At 61.4% G+C, this 19,281-nt stretch carries 13 protein-coding genes; 8 read left to right on the forward strand and 5 right to left on the reverse strand.

From position 1 onward, the window contains the following. The first annotated feature begins 117 nt into the window (after nucleotides 1-117). Together J2D77_RS11365 and J2D77_RS11370 are read left to right on the forward strand one after the other, a co-directional pair. Nucleotides 118-1,050, forward strand: coding sequence for a LysR family transcriptional regulator (locus J2D77_RS11365; protein WP_207846399.1), 933 nt, complete (start codon nucleotides 118-120; stop codon nucleotides 1,048-1,050). A gap of 288 nt (nucleotides 1,051-1,338) precedes the next feature. After that, the gene (locus J2D77_RS11370) at nucleotides 1,339-2,634 is read left to right on the forward strand and encodes a PQQ-dependent sugar dehydrogenase (protein ID WP_230975747.1); all 1,296 of its coding nucleotides are present in this window, start codon (nucleotides 1,339-1,341) and stop codon (nucleotides 2,632-2,634) included. Between the two features lie 80 nt (nucleotides 2,635-2,714). Here the strand turns inward: J2D77_RS11370 and J2D77_RS11375 are convergent, their stop codons facing one another. Together J2D77_RS11375 and J2D77_RS11380 are read right to left on the reverse strand one after the other, a co-directional pair. After that, entirely contained in the window at nucleotides 2,715-3,275 is a 561-nt protein-coding gene (locus J2D77_RS11375) for a GlcG/HbpS family heme-binding protein (RefSeq protein ID WP_230975737.1), read from the reverse strand. A gap of 105 nt (nucleotides 3,276-3,380) precedes the next feature. Then, on the reverse strand, nucleotides 3,381-4,868 hold the full coding sequence (locus J2D77_RS11380) for a carbohydrate porin (RefSeq protein ID WP_207846401.1): 1,488 nt from the start codon (nucleotides 4,866-4,868) through the stop codon (nucleotides 3,381-3,383). Between the two features lie 820 nt (nucleotides 4,869-5,688). On the opposite strand from J2D77_RS11380, the gene J2D77_RS11385 reads away from it, so the two are divergent. From J2D77_RS11385 to J2D77_RS11395, 3 genes are read left to right on the forward strand one after another with little or no spacing between them, the layout of a single operon-like run. Beyond that, on the forward strand, nucleotides 5,689-6,204 hold the full coding sequence (locus J2D77_RS11385) for a sugar dehydrogenase complex small subunit (RefSeq protein WP_207846402.1): 516 nt from the start codon (nucleotides 5,689-5,691) through the stop codon (nucleotides 6,202-6,204). A 13-nt stretch (nucleotides 6,205-6,217) separates the two neighbouring features. Further along, nucleotides 6,218-7,651 carry a cytochrome c gene (locus J2D77_RS11390; protein WP_207846403.1) on the forward strand — a complete coding sequence of 478 codons (1,434 nt, stop codon included), beginning with the start codon at nucleotides 6,218-6,220 and terminating at the stop codon, nucleotides 7,649-7,651. A gap of 23 nt (nucleotides 7,652-7,674) precedes the next feature. Continuing rightward, entirely contained in the window at nucleotides 7,675-9,309 is a 1,635-nt protein-coding gene (locus J2D77_RS11395; protein WP_207846404.1) for a GMC family oxidoreductase, read from the forward strand. Nucleotides 9,310-9,430: 121 nt separating this feature from the next. On the opposite strand, the gene J2D77_RS11400 is transcribed toward J2D77_RS11395, so the two are convergent. The 3 genes from J2D77_RS11400 to J2D77_RS11410 are packed head-to-tail and all read right to left on the reverse strand — an operon-like array spanning nucleotide 9,431 to nucleotide 13,516. Then, nucleotides 9,431-10,924: a CoA-acylating methylmalonate-semialdehyde dehydrogenase gene (locus J2D77_RS11400; RefSeq protein ID WP_207846405.1), complete on the reverse strand. Its 1,494-nt coding sequence runs from the start codon at nucleotides 10,922-10,924 to the stop codon at nucleotides 9,431-9,433. 37 nt (nucleotides 10,925-10,961) lie between these two features. Continuing rightward, nucleotides 10,962-12,338, reverse strand: coding sequence for an MFS transporter (locus J2D77_RS11405; RefSeq protein WP_207846406.1), 1,377 nt, complete (start codon nucleotides 12,336-12,338; stop codon nucleotides 10,962-10,964). A gap of 20 nt (nucleotides 12,339-12,358) precedes the next feature. Continuing rightward, the gene (locus J2D77_RS11410) at nucleotides 12,359-13,516 is read right to left on the reverse strand and encodes an iron-containing alcohol dehydrogenase (RefSeq protein WP_207846407.1); all 1,158 of its coding nucleotides are present in this window, start codon (nucleotides 13,514-13,516) and stop codon (nucleotides 12,359-12,361) included. Between the two features lie 188 nt (nucleotides 13,517-13,704). Between J2D77_RS11410 and J2D77_RS11415 the strand changes: the two genes are divergently transcribed. The 3 genes from J2D77_RS11415 (at nucleotide 13,705) to J2D77_RS11425 (ending at nucleotide 19,203) form a co-directional block, all read left to right on the forward strand. Further along, nucleotides 13,705-14,664 (forward strand): LysR family transcriptional regulator, encoded by a 960-nt coding sequence (locus J2D77_RS11415; protein WP_207846408.1) that lies wholly within the window; start codon nucleotides 13,705-13,707, stop codon nucleotides 14,662-14,664. 335 nt (nucleotides 14,665-14,999) lie between these two features. Beyond that, the gene (locus J2D77_RS11420; protein WP_207846409.1) at nucleotides 15,000-16,106 is read left to right on the forward strand and encodes an efflux RND transporter periplasmic adaptor subunit; all 1,107 of its coding nucleotides are present in this window, start codon (nucleotides 15,000-15,002) and stop codon (nucleotides 16,104-16,106) included. Then, a complete protein-coding gene (locus tag J2D77_RS11425; protein ID WP_207846410.1) occupies nucleotides 16,099-19,203 on the forward strand; it encodes an efflux RND transporter permease subunit in 3,105 nt (1,034 codons plus the stop codon). Before J2D77_RS11420 ends, J2D77_RS11425 begins: the two co-directional genes overlap by 8 nt. The last annotated feature ends 78 nt before the right edge of the window (nucleotides 19,204-19,281 follow it).

Consider the following 19,281-nt stretch of genomic DNA (forward strand, 5'->3'; position numbering starts at 1 on the left):
CCGCTATGTTCAAAAAAACAGGGACGCTGAAAACCCTCATTCCTGACAAACAACGATTTCACTTTCTGGAACCATAAAGGTTGGCTCCTGCAATCAATGATGTCTAAAAATGGAGGAATGAGACGTTACGACCTTGATTTGCTGCGCTACCTCCAGGTGCTGGTGGAGGAGGAAAGCGTATCCGCCGCCGCCCGGCGCATGCAGGTGAGCGAACCGGCCATGAGCCGCCAGCTTGCCAAGCTGCGCAAGGTTTTCGCCGACCCCATTCTGGTCCAGTCGGGGCGACGGATGACTGCGTCGTCCTTCGCGATCAATATCCTGACCCGTGTGCAGGACACGGTGCGCGCCGCCGACAGCCTGGTCGAAACCCAGGCCCTGGCCGATCTGGCCAATATGGCGCCCCGCTTCACCATCCGCGCCAATGACCTGATTGTGTCGTCCCTGGGCTTGCCGCTCCTGCGCACGCTGCGCCAGGGCTGCCCGAAATGCGAGATCGTTTTCGCGCCCGAGGTGGATGACCCCGCATCCGATCCGCTGCGCTATAACAGCATCGACCTGTATATCGGGGCGACGATGGATGCCCTCAAGCCAGAAATCCGCCGTCAGACCCTGTTTCGCGATATCATGCATGGGCTGGTGCGCCAGGGACACCCCATTCTGGCCCAGCCGGTCACGCCGCAAAGCATGGTGCTGTACGAATATATCAGCGTCTCACGCCGGGGGCGTGCGCGCGGGCCGATCGACTGGGCCCTGCGCGACCACCACGGGCTGGAGCGGCGGATCGCGATGGTGGTGCCCACCTACCACGCCATGGTCGAAAGCATGTGCCATACGGATCTTATCCTCCCGCTTCCGGGCATCGTGCTCGATCATATTTCCATGGAGGCGCTGGGCCTTACGACCTTCGAATTCCCGCTCTCCCTGCCCAGGATCGAATCGTTCCAGGCCTGGCACCCCCGTCAGGATACGGACCCCGTCCACAGATGGCTGCGGGAGACGCTGTTCCAGGTCTCCAAGCAGGTATTCGCAGGCAAGACGCCCGGCCCCTGACCGTCCTGTGCACATGCTGCGGCCCAATAACGGCTGCACGCTGCAACGCTTTGGGGTGCATGACCGAGCGACCATTGGGGGCCAAGGTGATTTTTTTGTGGCAGGCTGTGTGGAAGTCCCGGATTTTATAATGTTTTTGTCGGAACATTGCCGGGTGCGCGGCGTTTGACGCCTTGAGCGCTGGCGTGGAACAGGGCTGATGTGTGGGCAGGGGCGGCGGCAGGAAGGGCGAGGGCGGACATGGCACGGAATGCGTTGGTTTTTGTGGCGATACTGGCAAGTGTGGGCATGGCGTGCGTGGTGTTCTGGAATGTGGTGGCGCGGCCCGAATACGCGACCCTGACCGTGATGGAGGGAATGGGCCCGCACCCGAAACTGCCCCAACCCGATGAAACCCTGATGCCGACAGTCAACATCGCCCGCCCGGTGGGCTGGCAGGCCGGGCAGACGCCCGTTGCCGCACCGGGGTTGAGTGTTACGGCCTTTGCGAACGAACTGGACCATCCGCGTTGGCTCTATCGCCTGCCCAATGGCGATATTCTGGTGGCCGAAAGCAATTCGCCCGGCACGGACGTGCCCACACTCAAGACAAAAATTGCCGGACTTATCATGAGCCGTGCGGGAGCAGGCGTGCCCAGCCCGGACCGCATCGTTCTTTTAAGGGATGCGAATGGTGATGGAAAAGCGGAAATCCGTTCGGTCTTTCTGGAAAAATTGCATTCGCCCTTCGGCATGGCCCTGATCGGGCAGGATCTGTATGTCGCCAATACGGATGCGATCCTGCGGTTTACCTATCACGATGGCGACCTGCGGATTACCCAGCCCGGGGTCAAGGTTGTGGACCTGCCTTCGGGCTACAACCATCACTGGACAAAAAATATCCTGCCCAGCCCCGATGGGCGCGCCCTTTATGTCACGGTGGGGTCGAACAGCAATGTCGGTGAAAACGGCATGGCGGTGGAGGAAGATCGCGCACGGATCGACCGCCTGGACCTTGCCACGGGTAAGCTCGCCCCCTTTGCAACCGGGCTGCGCAACCCCAATGGCCTGGCATGGGAACCGCAGACCGGGGCCTTGTGGGTGGTCGTGAACGAGCGTGATGAAATCGGCAGCGACCTTGTGCCCGACTATATTACGGCGGTGAAGGAAGGGGCCTTTTACGGCTGGCCCTACAGCTATTACGGCCAGCATGTCGATGCGCGCGCGCAGCCCCCGCAACCCGACCTGGTGGCCAAGGCTGTGGTGCCGGATTACGCGGTGGGCCCGCATACCGCCTCTTTGGGGATAGCGTTTTCACAGGGGGCCGACGCCCTGCCCGATACGTGGCGGCACGGGCTTTTCGTGGCCCAGCATGGTTCGTGGAACCGCAGGCCCAAGAGCGGTTACAAGGTGATTTACGTTCCCTTCGAGAACGGACAGCCTGCGGGCCTGCCGCGTGATGTGCTGACCGGCTTTCTGGCCGCGGGTGAGGAACATGTCTATGGGCGGCCGGTCGATGTTCTGCTCGCCCGGGATGGCGCACTTCTGGTCACGGACGATGTGGGCAAAACCGTCTGGCGCGTGAGTAGTGCCGAGCAGCCCTGAGCGCCCTGGCGTGGTTGCAGGCACAAGCCCGCCAGCCACGCCATGGAATGGCGGCGGCTGGCGTGCCGGGCGGGCTTCGCTTACTGGCCGGATTTCAGGCTGGTGGTGACCGCCTGCTGTGCCAGTCTGGCATCCGTTTCGCCCTCGCCCCCGCTCAGGCCCAGCGCGCCAAGCAGCTTGCCCTTCACCACGATCGGGTAGCCGCCCCCCGCGGGCAGCGTGTCGGGCAGGGTGGCGATCATGTAGTTGCCCGCATTCAGGGCATGTTCCATATCCGCCGTGGGGCGCAGGTAGTTCACCGCCGTCTTGGCCTTGAGCATTGCAAGCTTGGTGCTGCCAAGCTGCGTGTTGTCCATTTTCTCGAACGCCACCAGATTGCCGCCGGCATCGACAATGGCAATGGCAACATGGGCGTGGGCCGCATTGGCGGCCTGTTTCGCCTGTTCAATGAAGGCGAGCGACGTTTTCAGGTCCAGGGCCTGAATATCCGCAGCCCGGGCAGGCTGTGCAACCGCCAGGCCCGCCAGCAGGGCGCAGGTGCTCGCCAGCCCCAGGGCTGCACGCGGCGCTGTCAGTCCCCGTGACGACAAGGCGCTGGTGCGCCGGGCAAGGGATGAAAGGCTGCGGAAGAGAAAGGTCATGATATATCCACCGTTGTTGCATGATGTGTCATATCCGGGTGCCCGGTAGGGGCACTGTGGCGCGGGCATGCACAAGGCAGGGTTCGCGCGCACCGGGGCAGCATGTCAGAAATTGGTCGTGAACTGCCCCCCGAGGATTGCGATATCCTTGAAAGTTGTTGTCGCTCCGGGATGTTGCAGGAACTGGAAATCGGCCTGGAGATTGGTGGCGGGGGCGAGGTTGAAGCTGTAGAAGGCTTCGTACATGTTCTCCCACCGCTGCACGCCGTAAACAGGGCCCCACTGGTTGGACAGGTAGGGCAGGCCAAGGGCGCGTGAGGATTCCTGCTGCTGCTGGAGCGTGTGGCTCATATCCACATGCTGGAACAAAATGCCCGCGGAATCGTTGGGGCGGCTCCACGGCGTGCCGCTATCCACAAAGCCCACCCATTCACGGTCGCGCATGGCCACCTCGTTCCCCTGGGCGTAGGCGGCACCCCCTTCGATCATCAGGCCGTTCATCAGGCCGGGGCCGTTGCGCACCAGCATCTGGTTGAACATGAGCCAGGCGACACTCATGCCCGCTTCGTAACGGCGGGGCAGGCCGGTTGCCTGGAAGGAATTGCCGTTGATGTCCTGGTACAGGTTGGGATAGCGCGAATTGTCGTACCAATAGCCGATCTTGTAGTTGCCGCGCAGCTTGTCCTTGCCGAATTCGGGCATCCAGCCGATTTCGAACTGCGAGGAAATCTTGCCAAGCCCGCTCTGCGCCCATGCCCAGCCGGAAATGCCGCCATTGTAGGAATGCGGGCTGACGGCGAAAACGCCGCCCATGATATAGGTCTGCTCCGTCGGGCGGAAACGCAGCACGCCGCCCAGATTGCCCGAAGGCCAGTCACGCCCGCCCGGATTGTACTTGCCGGGCGCGAAGTTGCTGCACACGGACACGTTCATGAAAAAACACGCCGTATAGTCGTAGGCGAAGAAGCTCCCCGTAGGGATATAGCCCAGCGAGAGGATGATGCGTTTGTTGAGAAACGCCTTGTCCATGTAAAGCTCGACAAGATGGGCGACCACATTGCCACGCGCGCCGTAGATCTGCTCGGGGTTGGTGATGGAATCACCCAGCGTGTAGCTGAAGCTTCGGCCATGCCCGTTGATGACGAGCATATGCGTCCACATGCCGTCTATGCCGGCAAGGCGCTGCCAGTCGATATCAAGCTCCCCCGCCACCTGGCCTGCCAGCACGTTCGCACGTGTCCGGCCCCCGGTGATATTGCCCATGAATTCCTCATTGAGGGAAAAATTCAGGAAAATCCCGTGCTTGAGCAGCCATGGCTGCATGCCATGCCAGTCACCGAACAGATGCGGCCCGCCCGCCAGGGTGGGGATAATGGGGCCGACATTGAATTCCCCCACATTATCCATCGGATACGCGGTGGGTTCGTAGGTGGGGGTGGGCGGTGTGGTATGGACCTCAAGCGTATCCTTGCTGGGGGATGTCTGGGCAAGGGCCTGGGCGTGGCAAAATAATACCAGGCAGGAAAAGAGAGTGGACCATATGGCACTTTTCAAGAAATAACGTGAATGGTTCCATGTAGTGTGTCGAGCCATTGGAGTCCTATAGAAAACGTCAGAATTTTATAATGTAAATTCACTGCTGCGGTCGTTGAAAAGCGAATGATCAGCGAATTCTGCTTATGCCTTTATGCGGGAAGGACTTGGATTCTGTGTTCCAGAAAGTCCTGAATGCCTTGCCAGCGTTCTGCCATGGCCTGGATATCCGTACGGTGCAGGCACCTTCTGGGTGACGGTGCGGGTCATTGCAGGGAATCCCGTACAGAAAAATGAACAAGGAAAAATGTAACGTATCGATTCTGTCATGCGTTCCCCAGTCGAATAATGCGTTACGGATTATAATATCCAGTTAAAAAATTTTTTAGAAGTTTTTATTCGACCTAAAACCAAAATAAAATACAACGATCACATTTCGTTATATTGGTTATAGATTTGGCAAATCAAGAATTATACTGTGTTGACAGCACTAAACTGGCGGCGGGATGGTGGTAACTACCTTATGGAATAAAATTAATGCAACTTTTTTTATCTGACTGTTTTAGTAATCGAGGATTTGAGTGAAATATTAAACGCAGAACGTATTTGTTATGACAGTTTAATACATAAAATTTATGAATTGACGCGATTGATCGGTTTTTATCAAAAAAAAGTTACAATTTCATTCAGGTGTCTGCGGTTATGGTGCCCCGTCTTCACACAGTTCGATGGCGGCGCGGATTTTGGATATTTTTTCTAAAATTTCCTGTTTTTAAAATAGGTTTTGCGTATTTCGGTATCGTAATGACTAACGCTTGATAAGTTCGGGAATGATATGGAAAACACTGAAGGACGGAAAGGACTGCATCCAGGCAGCCGCATGGTGTCTCGTCGCAGTCTGCTGATGGTGTCTGGCGCCGTGGGCCTTGGGGCGTTTGCGGCATCGTTCCGGCCTGCGGTGGCCCGGGCCGCTGTCGGCGCGGCTGAAGGGCAGAGCGCACAGTTCCTGGCTTTTTCGCGCTTCGCCACAGGCCACGCCAACCTGGACCCGCTTGTGGGGCGTTCCCTGCTGGCGGCCTTGCAGGCGCAGAATGCGGGATTTGGCGCGCAACTGGCGGCCCTGGCCAAGACCGTGGCCGATACCACCCCGGCCGATGTCGAGGCGCTGGAGGCGGCCCTGCGCGGCACCCCGCTGCACGACACGCTGCTGCTGATCATTCGCGGCTGGTATTCGGGCGTGATCGAGGAAGGCACGCAGGCCAAGGTCTATGCATTTGAAAACGCGCTGATGTACCAGCCCGCGCGCGATGTGGTGGTGATACCGACCTACGCGCATAACGGCCCGAATTACTGGGTCGCCGAACCTGCTCCGATCGAGCAGATGCCACAATTCTAAACTGGGCCGAACCATGAAAAAATCTGTCTCGAAAGCCGGAGCCTCTCTTCGGCATTTCCTGCTGGCGGCTCCGTTGGCCCTGCTGGGGCCTTCTTTCGCCCATGCGCAGGCACCCATGAGCAGGGGCCATTACCTTGCCATCGCCTCGGACTGCGCGGCCTGCCATACCAACGGGCGCGATGGCGCCTACCTTGCGGGCGGCTATGCCATCCAGTCCCCCATGGGGGCGATCTATTCCACGAATATCACGCCGTCCAAGCAATTTGGTATCGGCAATTATTCGCTTGAGGAGTTCGCGCAGGCGGTTCGCCATGGCGTGCGCCGTGATGGCGCGCAGCTTTACCCGGCCATGCCCTATGGTTCGTTCAGCCTGCTGACGGATGCCGATATCGCGGCCCTGTATGATTATTTCATGCATGAGGTGCCGCCTCTCGACCAGCCATCGCCCAAGACCAGCCTGCCATTTCCGTTCTCGGTCCGCGCAAGCCTGTGGGGCTGGAAACTGGCGAACAGTATTGTCCAGTCCCCCTATGTGGCCGATCCCAGGCACGACGCGCAGTGGAACCGCGGCAAATATCTGACCGATGGGCCCGCCCATTGCGGTGAATGCCATACGCCCAGGAACCTGTCGCTGGCGCCCAAGGCATCCGCCTATCTGGCGGGGGCGGATATCGGGTCGTGGCGGGCACCCAATATCACCAGTGATCCGGTGGCGGGTATCGGGGCCTGGTCCGCGCAGGAATTGCAGGAATACCTGCAAACCGGCAAGACGGTACACGCCCGGGCCGCCGGCCCCATGGCAGAGGCGGTGGAACACAGCTTCCAGTATCTGTCGCCTGCCGATATGGCCGCCATCGTGGCCTATCTGAGAACCGTGCCCCCCATTGCCGAACCCGGGGTAACCGCACCCAATTTCAGCCATGGCGGCACACCGGCCCCCTTCGATTACGGTGCGGCCAATGCCCGGCGCGACCAGAGCCTTCTGGCCAGCACGGCCTCGGGCGCGGTGCTGTATGAAGCCGTGTGTGCAAGCTGCCACCATTCGGATGGCAAGGGCACGGCGGATGGCTATTATCCGTCCCTGGTCGGCAACACCACAACCGGGCAGCGCAATCCGAACGATCTGATCGCCAGCATCCTGTTCGGGGTCGATCGCAGCGTGAACGGGCACCAGGTGCTCATGCCCGGCTTTGACGGGAATTCACTGGTTCAGCAGCTTGATGACCAGCAGATCGCCTCCATCGCCAATTACGTGCTGACCCATTTCGGCAATGCGCAGGCATCGGTCACGCCCAAGGCGGTCGCCATGGTCCGTGCGGGCAGTTCGCAGGTGCCCATTGCCAAGCTGGCCGATCCCAAGGTGCTGGCAGCCCTTGTCCTTGCGGGTCTCGTGGTGCTGGGCGCTCTCGTCCTGGCGATCCGTTTTGCCATCAAATCCAGACGCTAAGCCGAAAACAGGAGAAATTACTTATGGCACAAGATACGCAGACGGCGGATGTCGTCATCGTTGGCGCTGGTATTTGCGGGTCCATGCTGGCGCACAAGCTCGCGCGCAACGGGTTGTCGGTCATCCTGCTGGACGCGGGACCGCATCGCGACCGCGACCAGATTGTCGAAAACTGGCGCAACATGCCGCCCCACAACAAGTCGGAATACGACTATGCAACGCCTTATCCCTCCGTTCCGTGGGCGCCGCATACGAACTATTTTCCCGATAACGGGTATCTGATCGTCAAGGGCCCCGATGCCAGCGCCTACCGGCAGGGCATTATCAAGGGCGTGGGCGGCACGACCTGGCACTGGGCCGGATCGAGCTGGCGCTACCTGCCCAACGATTTCCGGCTGAAATCGACTTATGGCGTTGGGCGCGATTACGCCGTGAGCTATGACGAAATCGAGCCGTACTATTACGCGGCCGAGCTTGAAATGGGCGTGAAAGGCCCGAACGGGCAGGAGATCATACCCTCTGCACCGCGTAAAAACCCCTGGCCCATGGATTCCATGCCGTTCGGCCCGGGTGACCGGCTGTTCACGGATATCGTCAAGCCGATGGGCTATGACAATACGCCCGTGCCCCAGGCCCGCAACAGCCGCCCGTACGATGGCCGTCCGCAATGCGTGGGCAACAATAACTGCATGCCCATCTGCCCGATCGGGGCGATGTATCACGGTGTGTACGGTGCGTGGAAAGCAGAACGGCACGGCGCCAAGATCATCGCCAATGCGGTTGTCTATTCGATCGAGACCGACGGCAAGAACAACATCGTCGCCATGAACTACTACGACCCGGACAAAGGGTCGCACCGTGTTGTCGCCCGGACATTCGTGATCGCGGCCAACGGGATCGAAACACCCAAACTGCTGCTGCTGGCCGCCAATGACCGCAACCCCAACGGCATTGCCAATTCGTCCGACCAGGTCGGGCGCAACATGATGGACCATCCGGGTATCGGCATGAGCTTCCAGTCCGCCGAGCCTGTCTGGGCGGGTGGGGGCTCGGTGCAGATGAGTTCCATCACCAATTTCCGCGATGGCGATTTCCGGTCGGAATATGCGGCAATCCAGATCGGCTACAACAATACCGCCCAGAATTCCCGCGCGGGCATGAAAGCCCTGTCCATGGGGCTGGTCGGCAAGAAGCTGGATGACGAAATCCGCCGCCGCACGGCCCATGGGGTGGATATCTACGCCAACCATGAAGTGCTGCCCCACCCCGACAACCGGCTGGTTCTTTCCAAGGAACACAAGGACGCGCTGGGCATTCCCCACCCCGAGGTGACGTATGACGTGGGCGAGTATGTGCGCAAGTCGGCCGTGCTTTCACGCCAGCATCTGATGAAGATCGCCAAGGCCATGGGCGGGACGGAAATTGAAATGTCGTCCTTCTTCACGCCCAACAACCATATTACGGGCGGCACCATGATGGGGCATGACCCCAAGGATTCCGTTGTCGATAGCTGGTTGAGAACCCATGACCACCCCAACCTGTTCCTGGCGACGGGTGGCGCCATGGCGGCATCGGGGACCGTGAACTCCACCCTGACAATGGCCGCACTCTCGCTCCGCGCGGGGGATGCCATTCTGGGTGATCTCAAACACGGTTAATTTTCCTCAAAGTCTCTGAACGGGCGATTGATCGCCGGTTCCTGCTTCATGCGTAAATGGCGCGGCCCCTGTGGGGTCGCGCCATTTCTGTTGTCCGCAAGGCTACGGGCCGGTCGCGAGGTTAGCCAAGTGTCGGCATGACAAATTCAGCACCCTGGCGAATGCCCTGTGGCCAGCGTGTGGTGACGGCCTTCAGGCGTGTGTAGAACCGCACCCCTTCGGGGCCGTGCATATGATGGTCCCCGAACAGGGAGTCCTTCCACCCGCCGAAGGAATGGAACGCCATGGGCACGGGAATGGGCACGTTCACACCGACCATGCCAGCCTTGACGGCATGGGTGAAGGTGCGTGCCGTATCGCCATCGCGCGTGAAAATGGCGGCACCGTTGCCGTAAGGGCTTTCATTGACCAGCTTGAGCGCCGTTTCAAAATCCGGCGCGCGCATGACACCCAGCACGGGGCCAAAAATTTCCTCTTGGTATATCTGCATGTCGGGGGTTACGGCGTCGAACAGCGTTCCGCCGATAAAAAAGCCCTTTTCATGACCGGGTACTGCAAGCTCGCGCCCATCCACGACCAGTGCCGCACCCTGCTGCTCGCCGGAGGTGACAAGATCGCTCACGCGCGCCTTGTGCTGCGCGGTGACAAGGGGCCCCATTTCGTTGCTGTCATCCGTACCGTTGCCGATCCGCAGGCTGCGCACCCGTTCGGCCAGGGCCTTTATCAGCGGATCGGCAACCGGGCCGACCGCCACCGCGACCGAAATGGCCATGCAGCGTTCCCCGGCTGATCCATAGGCTGCGCCCAGCAGCGCATCGACCGTTTTTTCAAGATCGCAGTCAGGCATGACAATGGCATGGTTCTTGGCCCCGCCCAGAGCCTGCACGCGCTTGCCGTAGGCCGTGCCGGTGGCATAGACGTGCTTGGCAATGGGGGTGGACCCGACGAAACTGACAGCCTGGATCGCGGGATGTTCGAGAATGGCGTTGACCATGTCCTTGTCGCCCTGCACGACCTGGAACACCCCGTCGGGCAGGCCCGCTTCCTTGAAGATATCGGCCAGGATGACGGAAGCCGACGGATCCCGTTCCGAAGGCTTGAGAATGAAGCAGTTACCCGTGGCAATGGCCATGGGCGCCATCCACAGCGGCACCATGACCGGGAAATTGAATGGTGTAATCCCTGCCACAATGCCCAGAGGCTGGCGCACGGTATAGGCGTCGATCCCGCGGCTGACCTGTTCTGTATATTCGCCTTTCAGGATTTCGGGCGCCGCCGTTGCGAACTCCACCACTTCCAGCCCGCGTGTGACCTCGCCCCTGGCGTCGGAATGGATCTTGCCGTGTTCGGCGGTAATGGCCGCGGCCAGTTCATCGGCGCGTGTTTCCAGCAGGTCACGGACCCGAAAGAGAATACGCGCACGCGTCAGGGCCGGGGTGCTGGCCCAGATGGGGGCCACTTTCCGTGCGGCGCTAATGGCTGCTTCAAGATCCGCCTGGGTGCCAAGGGCGACCTGCGCGCTGACAGCGCCCGTGGCGGGGTTGAATACGTCCGAACGGCGGGTGCCAACTCCTGGGGTGTGGGCGCCGCCAATAACGTGGGGAATGATTTTCATTAGTCTTGTCCTTGAATGATCTGATTGCGATGCGTGTTCAGGCGGCCTGGTCCGGCTCGGCCATGAGGCCGTTATGCGAAAGGGACGAGGCCTGGCGTTTTTCGCCGCTGCCCTGCGGGAGTGTTTCAGGCACGCAGGCCCAGGTGACGACAAAGCCCACGGCGCAGACCGCAACAGGGTAGAGCAGGCCAGCAAAGACATTGCCGGTCCGGCTGACGAGGCTCAGGCTGATAAGGGGCAGAAAACCGCCGAATATGCCGTTGCCGATATGGTAGGGAATGGAAATGGACGTGTAGCGGACATGGGCGGGAAAACTTTCGACAATGAACGCGCCGTAAGGGCCGTAAATGAGGGCGGCTATGACGACGAGTGCGAAAATCGTGAAAGTGACAGGCAGGAACGCGATCCCGTCGGGATGGACGGCGGAGCGCAGCAGCATGAACAGGGGCAGGTAAAGCACGACGGCCGCAGCCATGCCTAGAAGTGACAGGCGCTTGCGACCGATCCGGTCGGACAGCGCGCCGAAGATGACAAAGAACGGCAGGCCCAGGAAAGCCCCGGCGGCCACGGCCAGGGTCGCGGGCAGGAAGGCGACCTTGAGCACGCTTTGCAGGAAATACAGCGCGTAGAACTGGGCGGTATAGAACGTGACAGCCTGCGCGCAGGCCACGCCGAACAGGAACATGACAATCCGGCGCGCATTGCCCGGTATGGCGAATGTATCCTTTATGGGAGAGGCCGAAAGCTGGCTGTTTTCCTGCATTTCCACAAAGACGGGGGATTCGTGCAGCCGCAGGCGGATGCGGAATGACACCGCGACAAGGACGACGGAAATCAGGAAGGGCAGGCGCCAGCCCCAGTCCCCGAATGCCGCTTCGCCCAAAGTGACGCGCAGCCCGATGACCATGCCCAGCGAAAGGATAAACCCGCCAGACGCCATGGCCTGGATGTAGCTGGCCCATTTGCCCCGTTCATGCGGGGGCGAATGTTCCGTGACATAGGTCGCGGCCCCGCCATATTCGCCCCCCAGGGCCAGGCCCTGGACAATGCGCAGCGTCACCAGCAGCACGGGGGCAAGGTACCCGGCCGTGGCGAAGGTGGGCAGGATACCGATCGCGGCGGTGGAACACCCCATGATCAGCAGCGTGGTCAGGAATGTCACCTTGCGGCCGAACCGGTCGCCCAGATGGCCGAAGATAAGGCTGCCCAGTGGGCGCACGGCAAAGCCGGTGGCAAAGGTCGCGACACTGATCAGGGTTGCCGCAACGCCTTCACCCGGCGGGTAGAACAGCTTGGCGAAAAAGATCGCAAGGCTGCCATAAAGGAAGAAGTCGTACCATTCGATAATGGTGCCGACACTGGAGGCGAAGACAAGACCGTGCATGGAGCGGGTCTGTGCAGGTGTGGTGGCCATGGTCGTTCCCTCCCTTCCTTTCAGGCCCAGACACGGCAGTAGAGTTCCACGATCTCTGATGCCGTCGGGACACGCGGATTATTGGCGGGGGAGCCGGAGGCAAGTGCCTGCTCGGCCATGAGAGGCAGAAGATTGTCCCAGCGTTTTGCATCCAGCCCGAACCCCTTGGGGCTGGGCACGCCAATTTCGGCATTGCGTTCGCGCAGGGCTTTGACAAGGGCCGTTCCCGCCGCATCGTCGGAGAGGTTTTCATCCGCAATGCCCATGGCGCGTGCACATACCGCGTAGCGTGCGGGGCTGCCCGACAGCGACCACGCCGTGATTTCGGGCAGCAGCATGGCGTTGGACAGCCCGTGCGGCACATGAAAATGCGCGCCGATCGGTCGGCTCATGCCATGGACAAGGGCGACAGAGGCGTTGGAAAACGCCATGCCCGCCTCGAACGCGCCCTGCATGACCTCGGCCCGCGCCGTGTGGTTGCCGGGGTCAGCGCAGGCCGTGGGCAAACAGGCCCAGATGCGTTTCATGGCCGTCAGGGCCAGTGCGTCCGTGAACGGGCTGGCGCGGCGCGATACATAGGCTTCCAGCGCATGGGTCAGCGCGTCCGTTCCCGTGTCGGCGGTCAGGCGGCGGGGCATGGACAGGGTGAGTTCGTAATCGACAATGGCAATGCGCGGCTGGTAGGCGATGCCCATGCACAGCATTTTCTCATCCGTCGTCTCATCGGTGATGACGGTCACGCGCGTGGCTTCCGAGCCGGTACCAGCCGTGGTAGGAATGGCGATAACGGGCAGGCCGGGCACGTCCTGCACATGGGGCACTTTCAGGGCGGCGGGGGTGGTGTCGTGCACCGCCAGCACCGCGACCATCTTGGCGGTATCGATCGGGCTGCCACCACCCAGGCCGATAACGCAATCGTGTTTGCCCTCGCGCAGGGCGGCAAGCGCGGTGTTGACGCAGGCGACCGTGGGGTCTGGAACGGTGCCGGTAAAAGCGCGCAGTTCAACACCACTTTCGCGCAGGATGACCCTGACGCGTTCAAGCGTGCCCGATGCCGCCATGAACGGATCGGTGATCAGGAACGGGCGGGACAGGCCGGCCTGGCGCAGTGCGGTCGGCAATTCGTTCAGGGCGCCGCCGCCAAGGCGTACAAAAGGCGGGAGAACTAGGGCAGTCATGAGCATCCCCTTTTCGGTTCCGGCTCAGAGGCGGCTTTAAGGGCGTTGGGCCCCGCCGCTTCTTGGTTGTTGACGTTTTTCGCGATAGCGCGGTGCCCCCCACGCGAAAATTAGGATTTTTCGCCCATCCTATGTGCAAATATGCACAGGCAACGCGCCATTCGGGTGGGTTGGAAAAGGATGCGGGCATGACAAGGCGGGGGCTGGACTGGCGGGACTTGCAGTATTTTCTGGCCGTGGCGCGCGGGGGATCGCTCTCGGTTGCCGCCCGCGCGCTGAACGTGGACCACGCAACGGTCGGGCGGCATATCCAGTCGCTTGAGGACGCGACGGGCACGATCCTGTTCGAGCGGCACCTGCGGGGCTACGCCCTTACACGACAAGGTGAACGCCTGCTGGCGCGGGTCGAAGCCATGGAGCACGAGGCGAAGGGAGTCGAAGCCGGGGGCGAGGGCGGGCTGTCCGGCACGGTGCGGATCAGCGCGCTGGAAGGCTTTGCCAATTTCTTTCTCGCCCCGCGGATCGGGGCGCTTCTCGCGACCAACCCCGCCCTTACGGTCGAAATGGTGACGATCCAGCAGATCGTCTCGCTCTCGCGCCGCCAGGCGGATATCGCCGTCACCCTGACCCTGCCCAGCGGAAACCGGTTCGTGGCCGAAAAGCTCACGGATTACCGCCTGTTCATTTACGCCAGCCCCGATTATCTGGTCCGGCATAAACCCGTACGCACCCCGGCCGACCTGTCGCACCATATGTTTGCAGGGTATGTGGACGAACTGCTGTTCACGCGCGGGCTGGATTACCTGGAAGGGCTGGGGATCGGCCAGCAGCTTGTCAGGATCCAGAATTCCTCCATCCAGGCGCAGATGGCGGCCGTGGCGGCCGGGCTGTGTCTGGGGGTGCTGCCAGCCTTTGTGGCGGAGTCCAGGCCCGGTCTGGTGCGCGTGCTGCCGCTGAGCATGAACCTGACCCGCACGTACTGGCTCATCACCCGTGCGGATGAAAGCCGCACCTCGCGTATCCGGCATCTGTCAGGGGTGCTGCGCCAGGAGGTGGAGCGCGCCCAGCCCATGTTCCTTCCGCTGCCCGAACCCGCAGCGCCCGCAAGGCCGGACAACGGGGCGGGGAAGGGGCCCGCTGTCGCGTAATCGCGCGTCTCATGCCCAGGCGGGATACCTGCCGGCGTTATGACGATCTGGCGTTTTGGCGTGCGGGGGCATAAGTTTGCACAGGCGGGATGATCTCTTTTATCGTCGTGGCCCGGGTTCGCCTGTGTGACATTATAGAGGTGCTATTGATATTCCCGCCGTGGACGACTAGGCCATACGACACTGTGGGCCACCCGACGGAGCGGCGGGTTTTTCCACGGCCAGAACACCTGCGAACAGATCTGCCCTTTTTGATTCCACTTTCCTGTCGACAAAAAATAACAGTTTCGAGTCAAATACTTATGAAACGTAAGAGATATGGATGGGCGCGCCCGGTGTGGGTTTTCTCCGCACTGGCGGCATTGGGCATGATGTCGGCTGGCCAGGTGCGGGGTGCGGACTCGCCCACCATCCATCGCGATGCGAATGGCGACCTGACGGTCGACCCCAATTCCCCCGTCATCCCGCGCCTGAAGGTGGAAGCCGTGACCGCGCAGGCGCGGCCGCAGGATATCGATGCGCCGGGGCAGGTCGTGGCGGAGCCCGCGCGCAGCATCAACCTGCTGGCGCCCTTGACCGGCCGCATCGCGCGGCTGGATGTCGCGCCCGGTGATGCGGTCAGGCGTGGGCAGTTGCTGGCGTTGATCGCATCGGGCGACATGGCGCAGGCCTGCACGGATGAAGAAAAGGCCCGCTCCGCCCTCGCGCTGGCCGAAAAGCAGTTCAAGCGGGGCCAGAGCGTTCTTGGCGTGGGTGGGGCCGCCGTCAAGGATCTGGAAAGTTCGCGTGCCGCCTATGAACAGGCACAGGCGGAATACCAGCGCACCACGGAACGGCTTGCGGCACTGGGCCAGGACGACAGCACCGCTTCCGGGTCGCAGACGGGTTGTTTCATTCCCCTTGTCGCACCCATCGATGGTGTCATCGGCACCGTGGCCACCGCCGTGGGCACCAATGTGACCGATCCCACCGCTGTGCTGATGACGCTGGTGGATACGAGCAAGGTCTGGATCGTGGGGGACGTGGCCGAAGACCAGAGCCCGCTTCTGCACGCCGGCATGGAAGCGCATGCGACCCTGCCCGCCGTGCCCGATGTGGTGCTGGGCGGCGCATTGGGTGGGCTGCCCCCCACCATACAGGGCGATACGCGCCGCCTTGGCGTGCATTTCGAGGTGGCCAATCCCAGCGGTGTCCTGCGCCCGGGCATGTATGCGCATGTTACCATTGCCGTGCCCAGGCCACCGGAAATTATCGTGCCGCAGACGGCATTGCTGATGAACAACGACGCCACGACCGTGTTCGTGGAAGTCAGGCCCAATGTGTTCAGGCGGCGTGTGGTCGATATCGTTTATGACGACGGGGCCGACAGCCATGTTCTGGACGGTCTTTCCGTCGGGGAACGTGTCGTGACACAGGGCGCGGTGCTCCTGAACGATGATTAACAAGATTATCGGCTTTTGCCTGCGCAACAGGCGTATTGTGTTTACGGCCATGGCCATGCTCGCCTGTTTCGGCGCGCTGGCTTGGCGTGAAATCTCCGTTGAAGCCTATCCCGATCTGGGATCGGTGAATGTGGTCGTCACCACACAGGTGTCCGGTCTTGCGGCCGAGGAGGTCGAACAGCAGATAACGACCCCGCTTGAACGCCAGTTGGCCAGTGTTCCAGGGCTGATCGACAGCCGGTCGAGCAGTACGTTCGGCCTGTCTCTGATCACGCTCATTTTCAAGGACGGCACGGACGTCTACTTCGCGCGCGACCGCGTAACCCAGCAGATCGGCCAGGTCGTCAACCTGCCGTCCGGGGCCATGCCCGTGCTGGGACCGGTCACCGGCCCGGCGGGGGAGGTGTACCGTTATACGTTACAGTCGGACAAGCTGAACCTGATGCAGCTTTCCGATATTCAGAACTGGGTCGTCATTCCGGACCTGATGCAAATTCCCGGTGTGGTGTCGGTCAGCAATTTCGGCGGTTTCACCAAGGAATACCAGCTTCTGCTCGATCCCGATGCGCTCAATAAATACAATATCGGCATCAATGACGTGCTGAATGCGCTGCGCAACAACAACCTCAACGCCGGGGGCGACCGCGTTACGCGGGGCGATCAGTCCTATATCGTGCGTGGGGTCGGCATGATCCATACGCTGGGCGAAATGGGCGAGATCGGTGTGGCCCAGCATGACGGCCAGCCGGTGCGCATCCGCGATCTGGGGCAGATGCAGTTCGGCCACCAGGTGCGCCAGGGCATTCTGGGGCTGGATAACAATGCCGACACGCTTGAAGGCATTATCGCAATCCAGAACGGCCAGAACCCGTCGCAGGTGCTGGCGGCGCTGCATGCCCGGGTCAATGAACTGCAAAAACAGCTTGCCCCCCAGGGCGTGCGGATCGTCCCATATATCGACCGTGACAATCTGGTGCACGCCACGACCGAAAAAGTCGCCCATACGGTTCTCGAAGGGATGGGGCTGGTCTTTGTGGTGCTGGTGGTGTTCCTGGGCAGCCCGCGCAGCGCGATTGTCGCTGCCGTGACCATTCCACTTTCCCTGGCCACGCTGTTCGTCATCATGACCGCGCTGGACATGCCGGCCAATCTGTTCTCGCTGGGGGCGATCGACTTCGGGGTGATTGTCGATGGCGCGATCGTCGTGACCGAGGCGATCCTGCGCCTGCGCGAAGCCCAGCCGAATGAAGTCCTGACCGTGGGCGATATCCTCGAAGTCACGGAAACGATGGGCAAGGCGATTTTTTTCGCAACCCTTATCATTATCGTGGCCTACGGACCCCTGTTCGCCTTCGAAGGGGCTGCGGGAAAACTGTTCCGGCCCATGGCGTTCACGGTCAGCTTCGCACTGCTGGGCGCGCTGTTATGTGCGATCACGCTTGTTCCGTCCCTGGCCTTTCTGGCCTTGCGCAAGCCGCACAGGCTTTATCACAACAAGCCGCTGGACTGGTTGCACCATGTCTATCACCGGGGGCTGGATTACAGCCTTGGCCGACCGCTGCTGGCCTATGGCGCGGGGGTCGTGGCCTTTATCCTGATCGGCTATCTGGGGGCGACCGCGGGGCGGGAATTCCTGCCCGACCTGGATGAAGGGGCGTTGTGGATCCAGGTCCAGCTTCCATCGGGCCTGTCGCTGGAAAAAGCGAGCGACATCGCGGACGAGATCAGGGCGGCCATTCGCTCCTTCCCCGAGACAAGCTATGCCGTGACCCAGCTTGGCCGCAGCGATTCCGGCACGGACCCCTGGACACCGTCGCATATCGAGGTGCCGGTGGGGCTCAAACCCTATAGCGAATGGGCGCGGGGGGAGACAAAGCGCCAGTTCGTTGCCAGGCTGAGTGCCCGGCTGAGCCAGATACCGGGTATCAGCTTCGGTATCAGCCAGCCTATCGCCGACAACATGAACGATCTTGTTGGGGGCGCGCATTCTCCCCTGGTCCTGCGTGTTTATGGCGATGATCTGCGCGAACTGCGCCGGATCGGCACGCAGATCGTGTCCGTGCTGCGCAGGGTGCCCGGCACGGCGGCGGCCTCCATCTTCCAGGAGCCGGAAATTCCGGAACTGGATGTCACGCTCGACCGCATGGCCGCAGCGCGTTACGGCTTTAGTGCGACGGATATCATGGCCGTGGTCCAGAACATGATCGGGGATGCGCCAGTGTCTTCCATCTATGTGGGTAACCGCGTCTATAACATGACGGTGCATATCCCGCGCGCCATCAACAGCAATCTGGATATCATCCGCCATTTCCCGCTTACCGCCCCTTCGGGCGCGCGGATTCCGCTGGGTGCCGTCGCCCATGTCACGCTGCGGACGGGCGAAGGCACGATCGCGCATGAGCGCAACCACCGCCAGCTTACGATCCGCCTCGATAACGGGCAGAGGCCGCTTTCCCAATACCTGGCGGATGCGCAACAGAGCATTGCAGCCCATGTCCATTACGACCCGACCGTCTACCGCCTGGAATGGGCCGGCACGTTCGAGCAGGCCCAGCGTGCGGAATCGCGCCTGACCGTTGCACTGGGCGTGATGTTCGCCATCATGCTGGTGCTGCTGTTCTTCCAGTTCGGGGCCATGCGCCAGGCGGTGCTGGTCCTGATTGTCGTGCCCATGGCCACATTGGGCGGGCTGATCGCATTGCATGTGCGTGGCGAGACCCTGAATATCGCAACGGCCGTAGGGTTCATCGCCCTGTTCGGTGTCGCTATCCAGAATGGCATTATCATGGTTTCCAACTTCAACCGCCTGCGGGCGGAGGGCGAACCCCTGCGCGCGGCGGTGCTGGACGGGGCAGGCCAGCGTTTCCGCCCCGTGCTGATGACCGCGACCGTTGCCAGCGTGGGCATGCTGCCCGCGGCCCTGGCCACGGGGATCGGCACGGATGTGCAGCGTGGCCTTGCGACCGTGGTTGTCGGCGGGTTGGGTATTGCAACCCTTCTGACATTGTTCATTCTGCCGACCTATTATTACGAAATGGAAGCCCGGCGCGAAAAACGCCGCAGGCAGGCCGCCGAGGCCGCAAGCAACCAGACCTGACGGACAGGCCGGGGGGAGCCGCCTTGCTGGTCGAGCAGGTGGGCCCCGGGCTGTTTTTTCGGGGCCTGAAAATGCTGC

This window comes from Acetobacter garciniae (assembly GCF_017377735.1).
GTDB lineage: Bacteria > Pseudomonadota > Alphaproteobacteria > Acetobacterales > Acetobacteraceae > Acetobacter > Acetobacter garciniae.

What these genes read in the sequence shown, in the direction of transcription:
- J2D77_RS11365 (WP_207846399.1), top strand. Translation starts at nt 118, where the DNA reads ATGAGACGTTACGACCTTGATTTGCTGCGCTACCTCCAGGTGCTGGTG.
- J2D77_RS11370 (WP_230975747.1), top strand. Translation starts at nt 1,339, where the DNA reads ATGGCGTGCGTGGTGTTCTGGAATGTGGTGGCGCGGCCCGAATACGCG.
- J2D77_RS11375 (WP_230975737.1), bottom strand. Translation starts at nt 3,275, where the DNA reads ATGACCTTTCTCTTCCGCAGCCTTTCATCCCTTGCCCGGCGCACCAGC.
- J2D77_RS11380 (WP_207846401.1), bottom strand. Translation starts at nt 4,868, where the DNA reads ATGGCTCGACACACTACATGGAACCATTCACGTTATTTCTTGAAAAGT.
- J2D77_RS11385 (WP_207846402.1), top strand. Translation starts at nt 5,689, where the DNA reads ATGGTGTCTCGTCGCAGTCTGCTGATGGTGTCTGGCGCCGTGGGCCTT.
- J2D77_RS11390 (WP_207846403.1), top strand. Translation starts at nt 6,218, where the DNA reads ATGAAAAAATCTGTCTCGAAAGCCGGAGCCTCTCTTCGGCATTTCCTG.
- J2D77_RS11395 (WP_207846404.1), top strand. Translation starts at nt 7,675, where the DNA reads ATGGCACAAGATACGCAGACGGCGGATGTCGTCATCGTTGGCGCTGGT.
- J2D77_RS11400 (WP_207846405.1), bottom strand. Translation starts at nt 10,924, where the DNA reads ATGAAAATCATTCCCCACGTTATTGGCGGCGCCCACACCCCAGGAGTT.
- J2D77_RS11405 (WP_207846406.1), bottom strand. Translation starts at nt 12,338, where the DNA reads ATGGCCACCACACCTGCACAGACCCGCTCCATGCACGGTCTTGTCTTC.
- J2D77_RS11410 (WP_207846407.1), bottom strand. Translation starts at nt 13,516, where the DNA reads ATGACTGCCCTAGTTCTCCCGCCTTTTGTACGCCTTGGCGGCGGCGCC.
- J2D77_RS11415 (WP_207846408.1), top strand. Translation starts at nt 13,705, where the DNA reads ATGACAAGGCGGGGGCTGGACTGGCGGGACTTGCAGTATTTTCTGGCC.
- J2D77_RS11425 (WP_207846410.1), top strand. Translation starts at nt 16,099, where the DNA reads ATGATTAACAAGATTATCGGCTTTTGCCTGCGCAACAGGCGTATTGTG.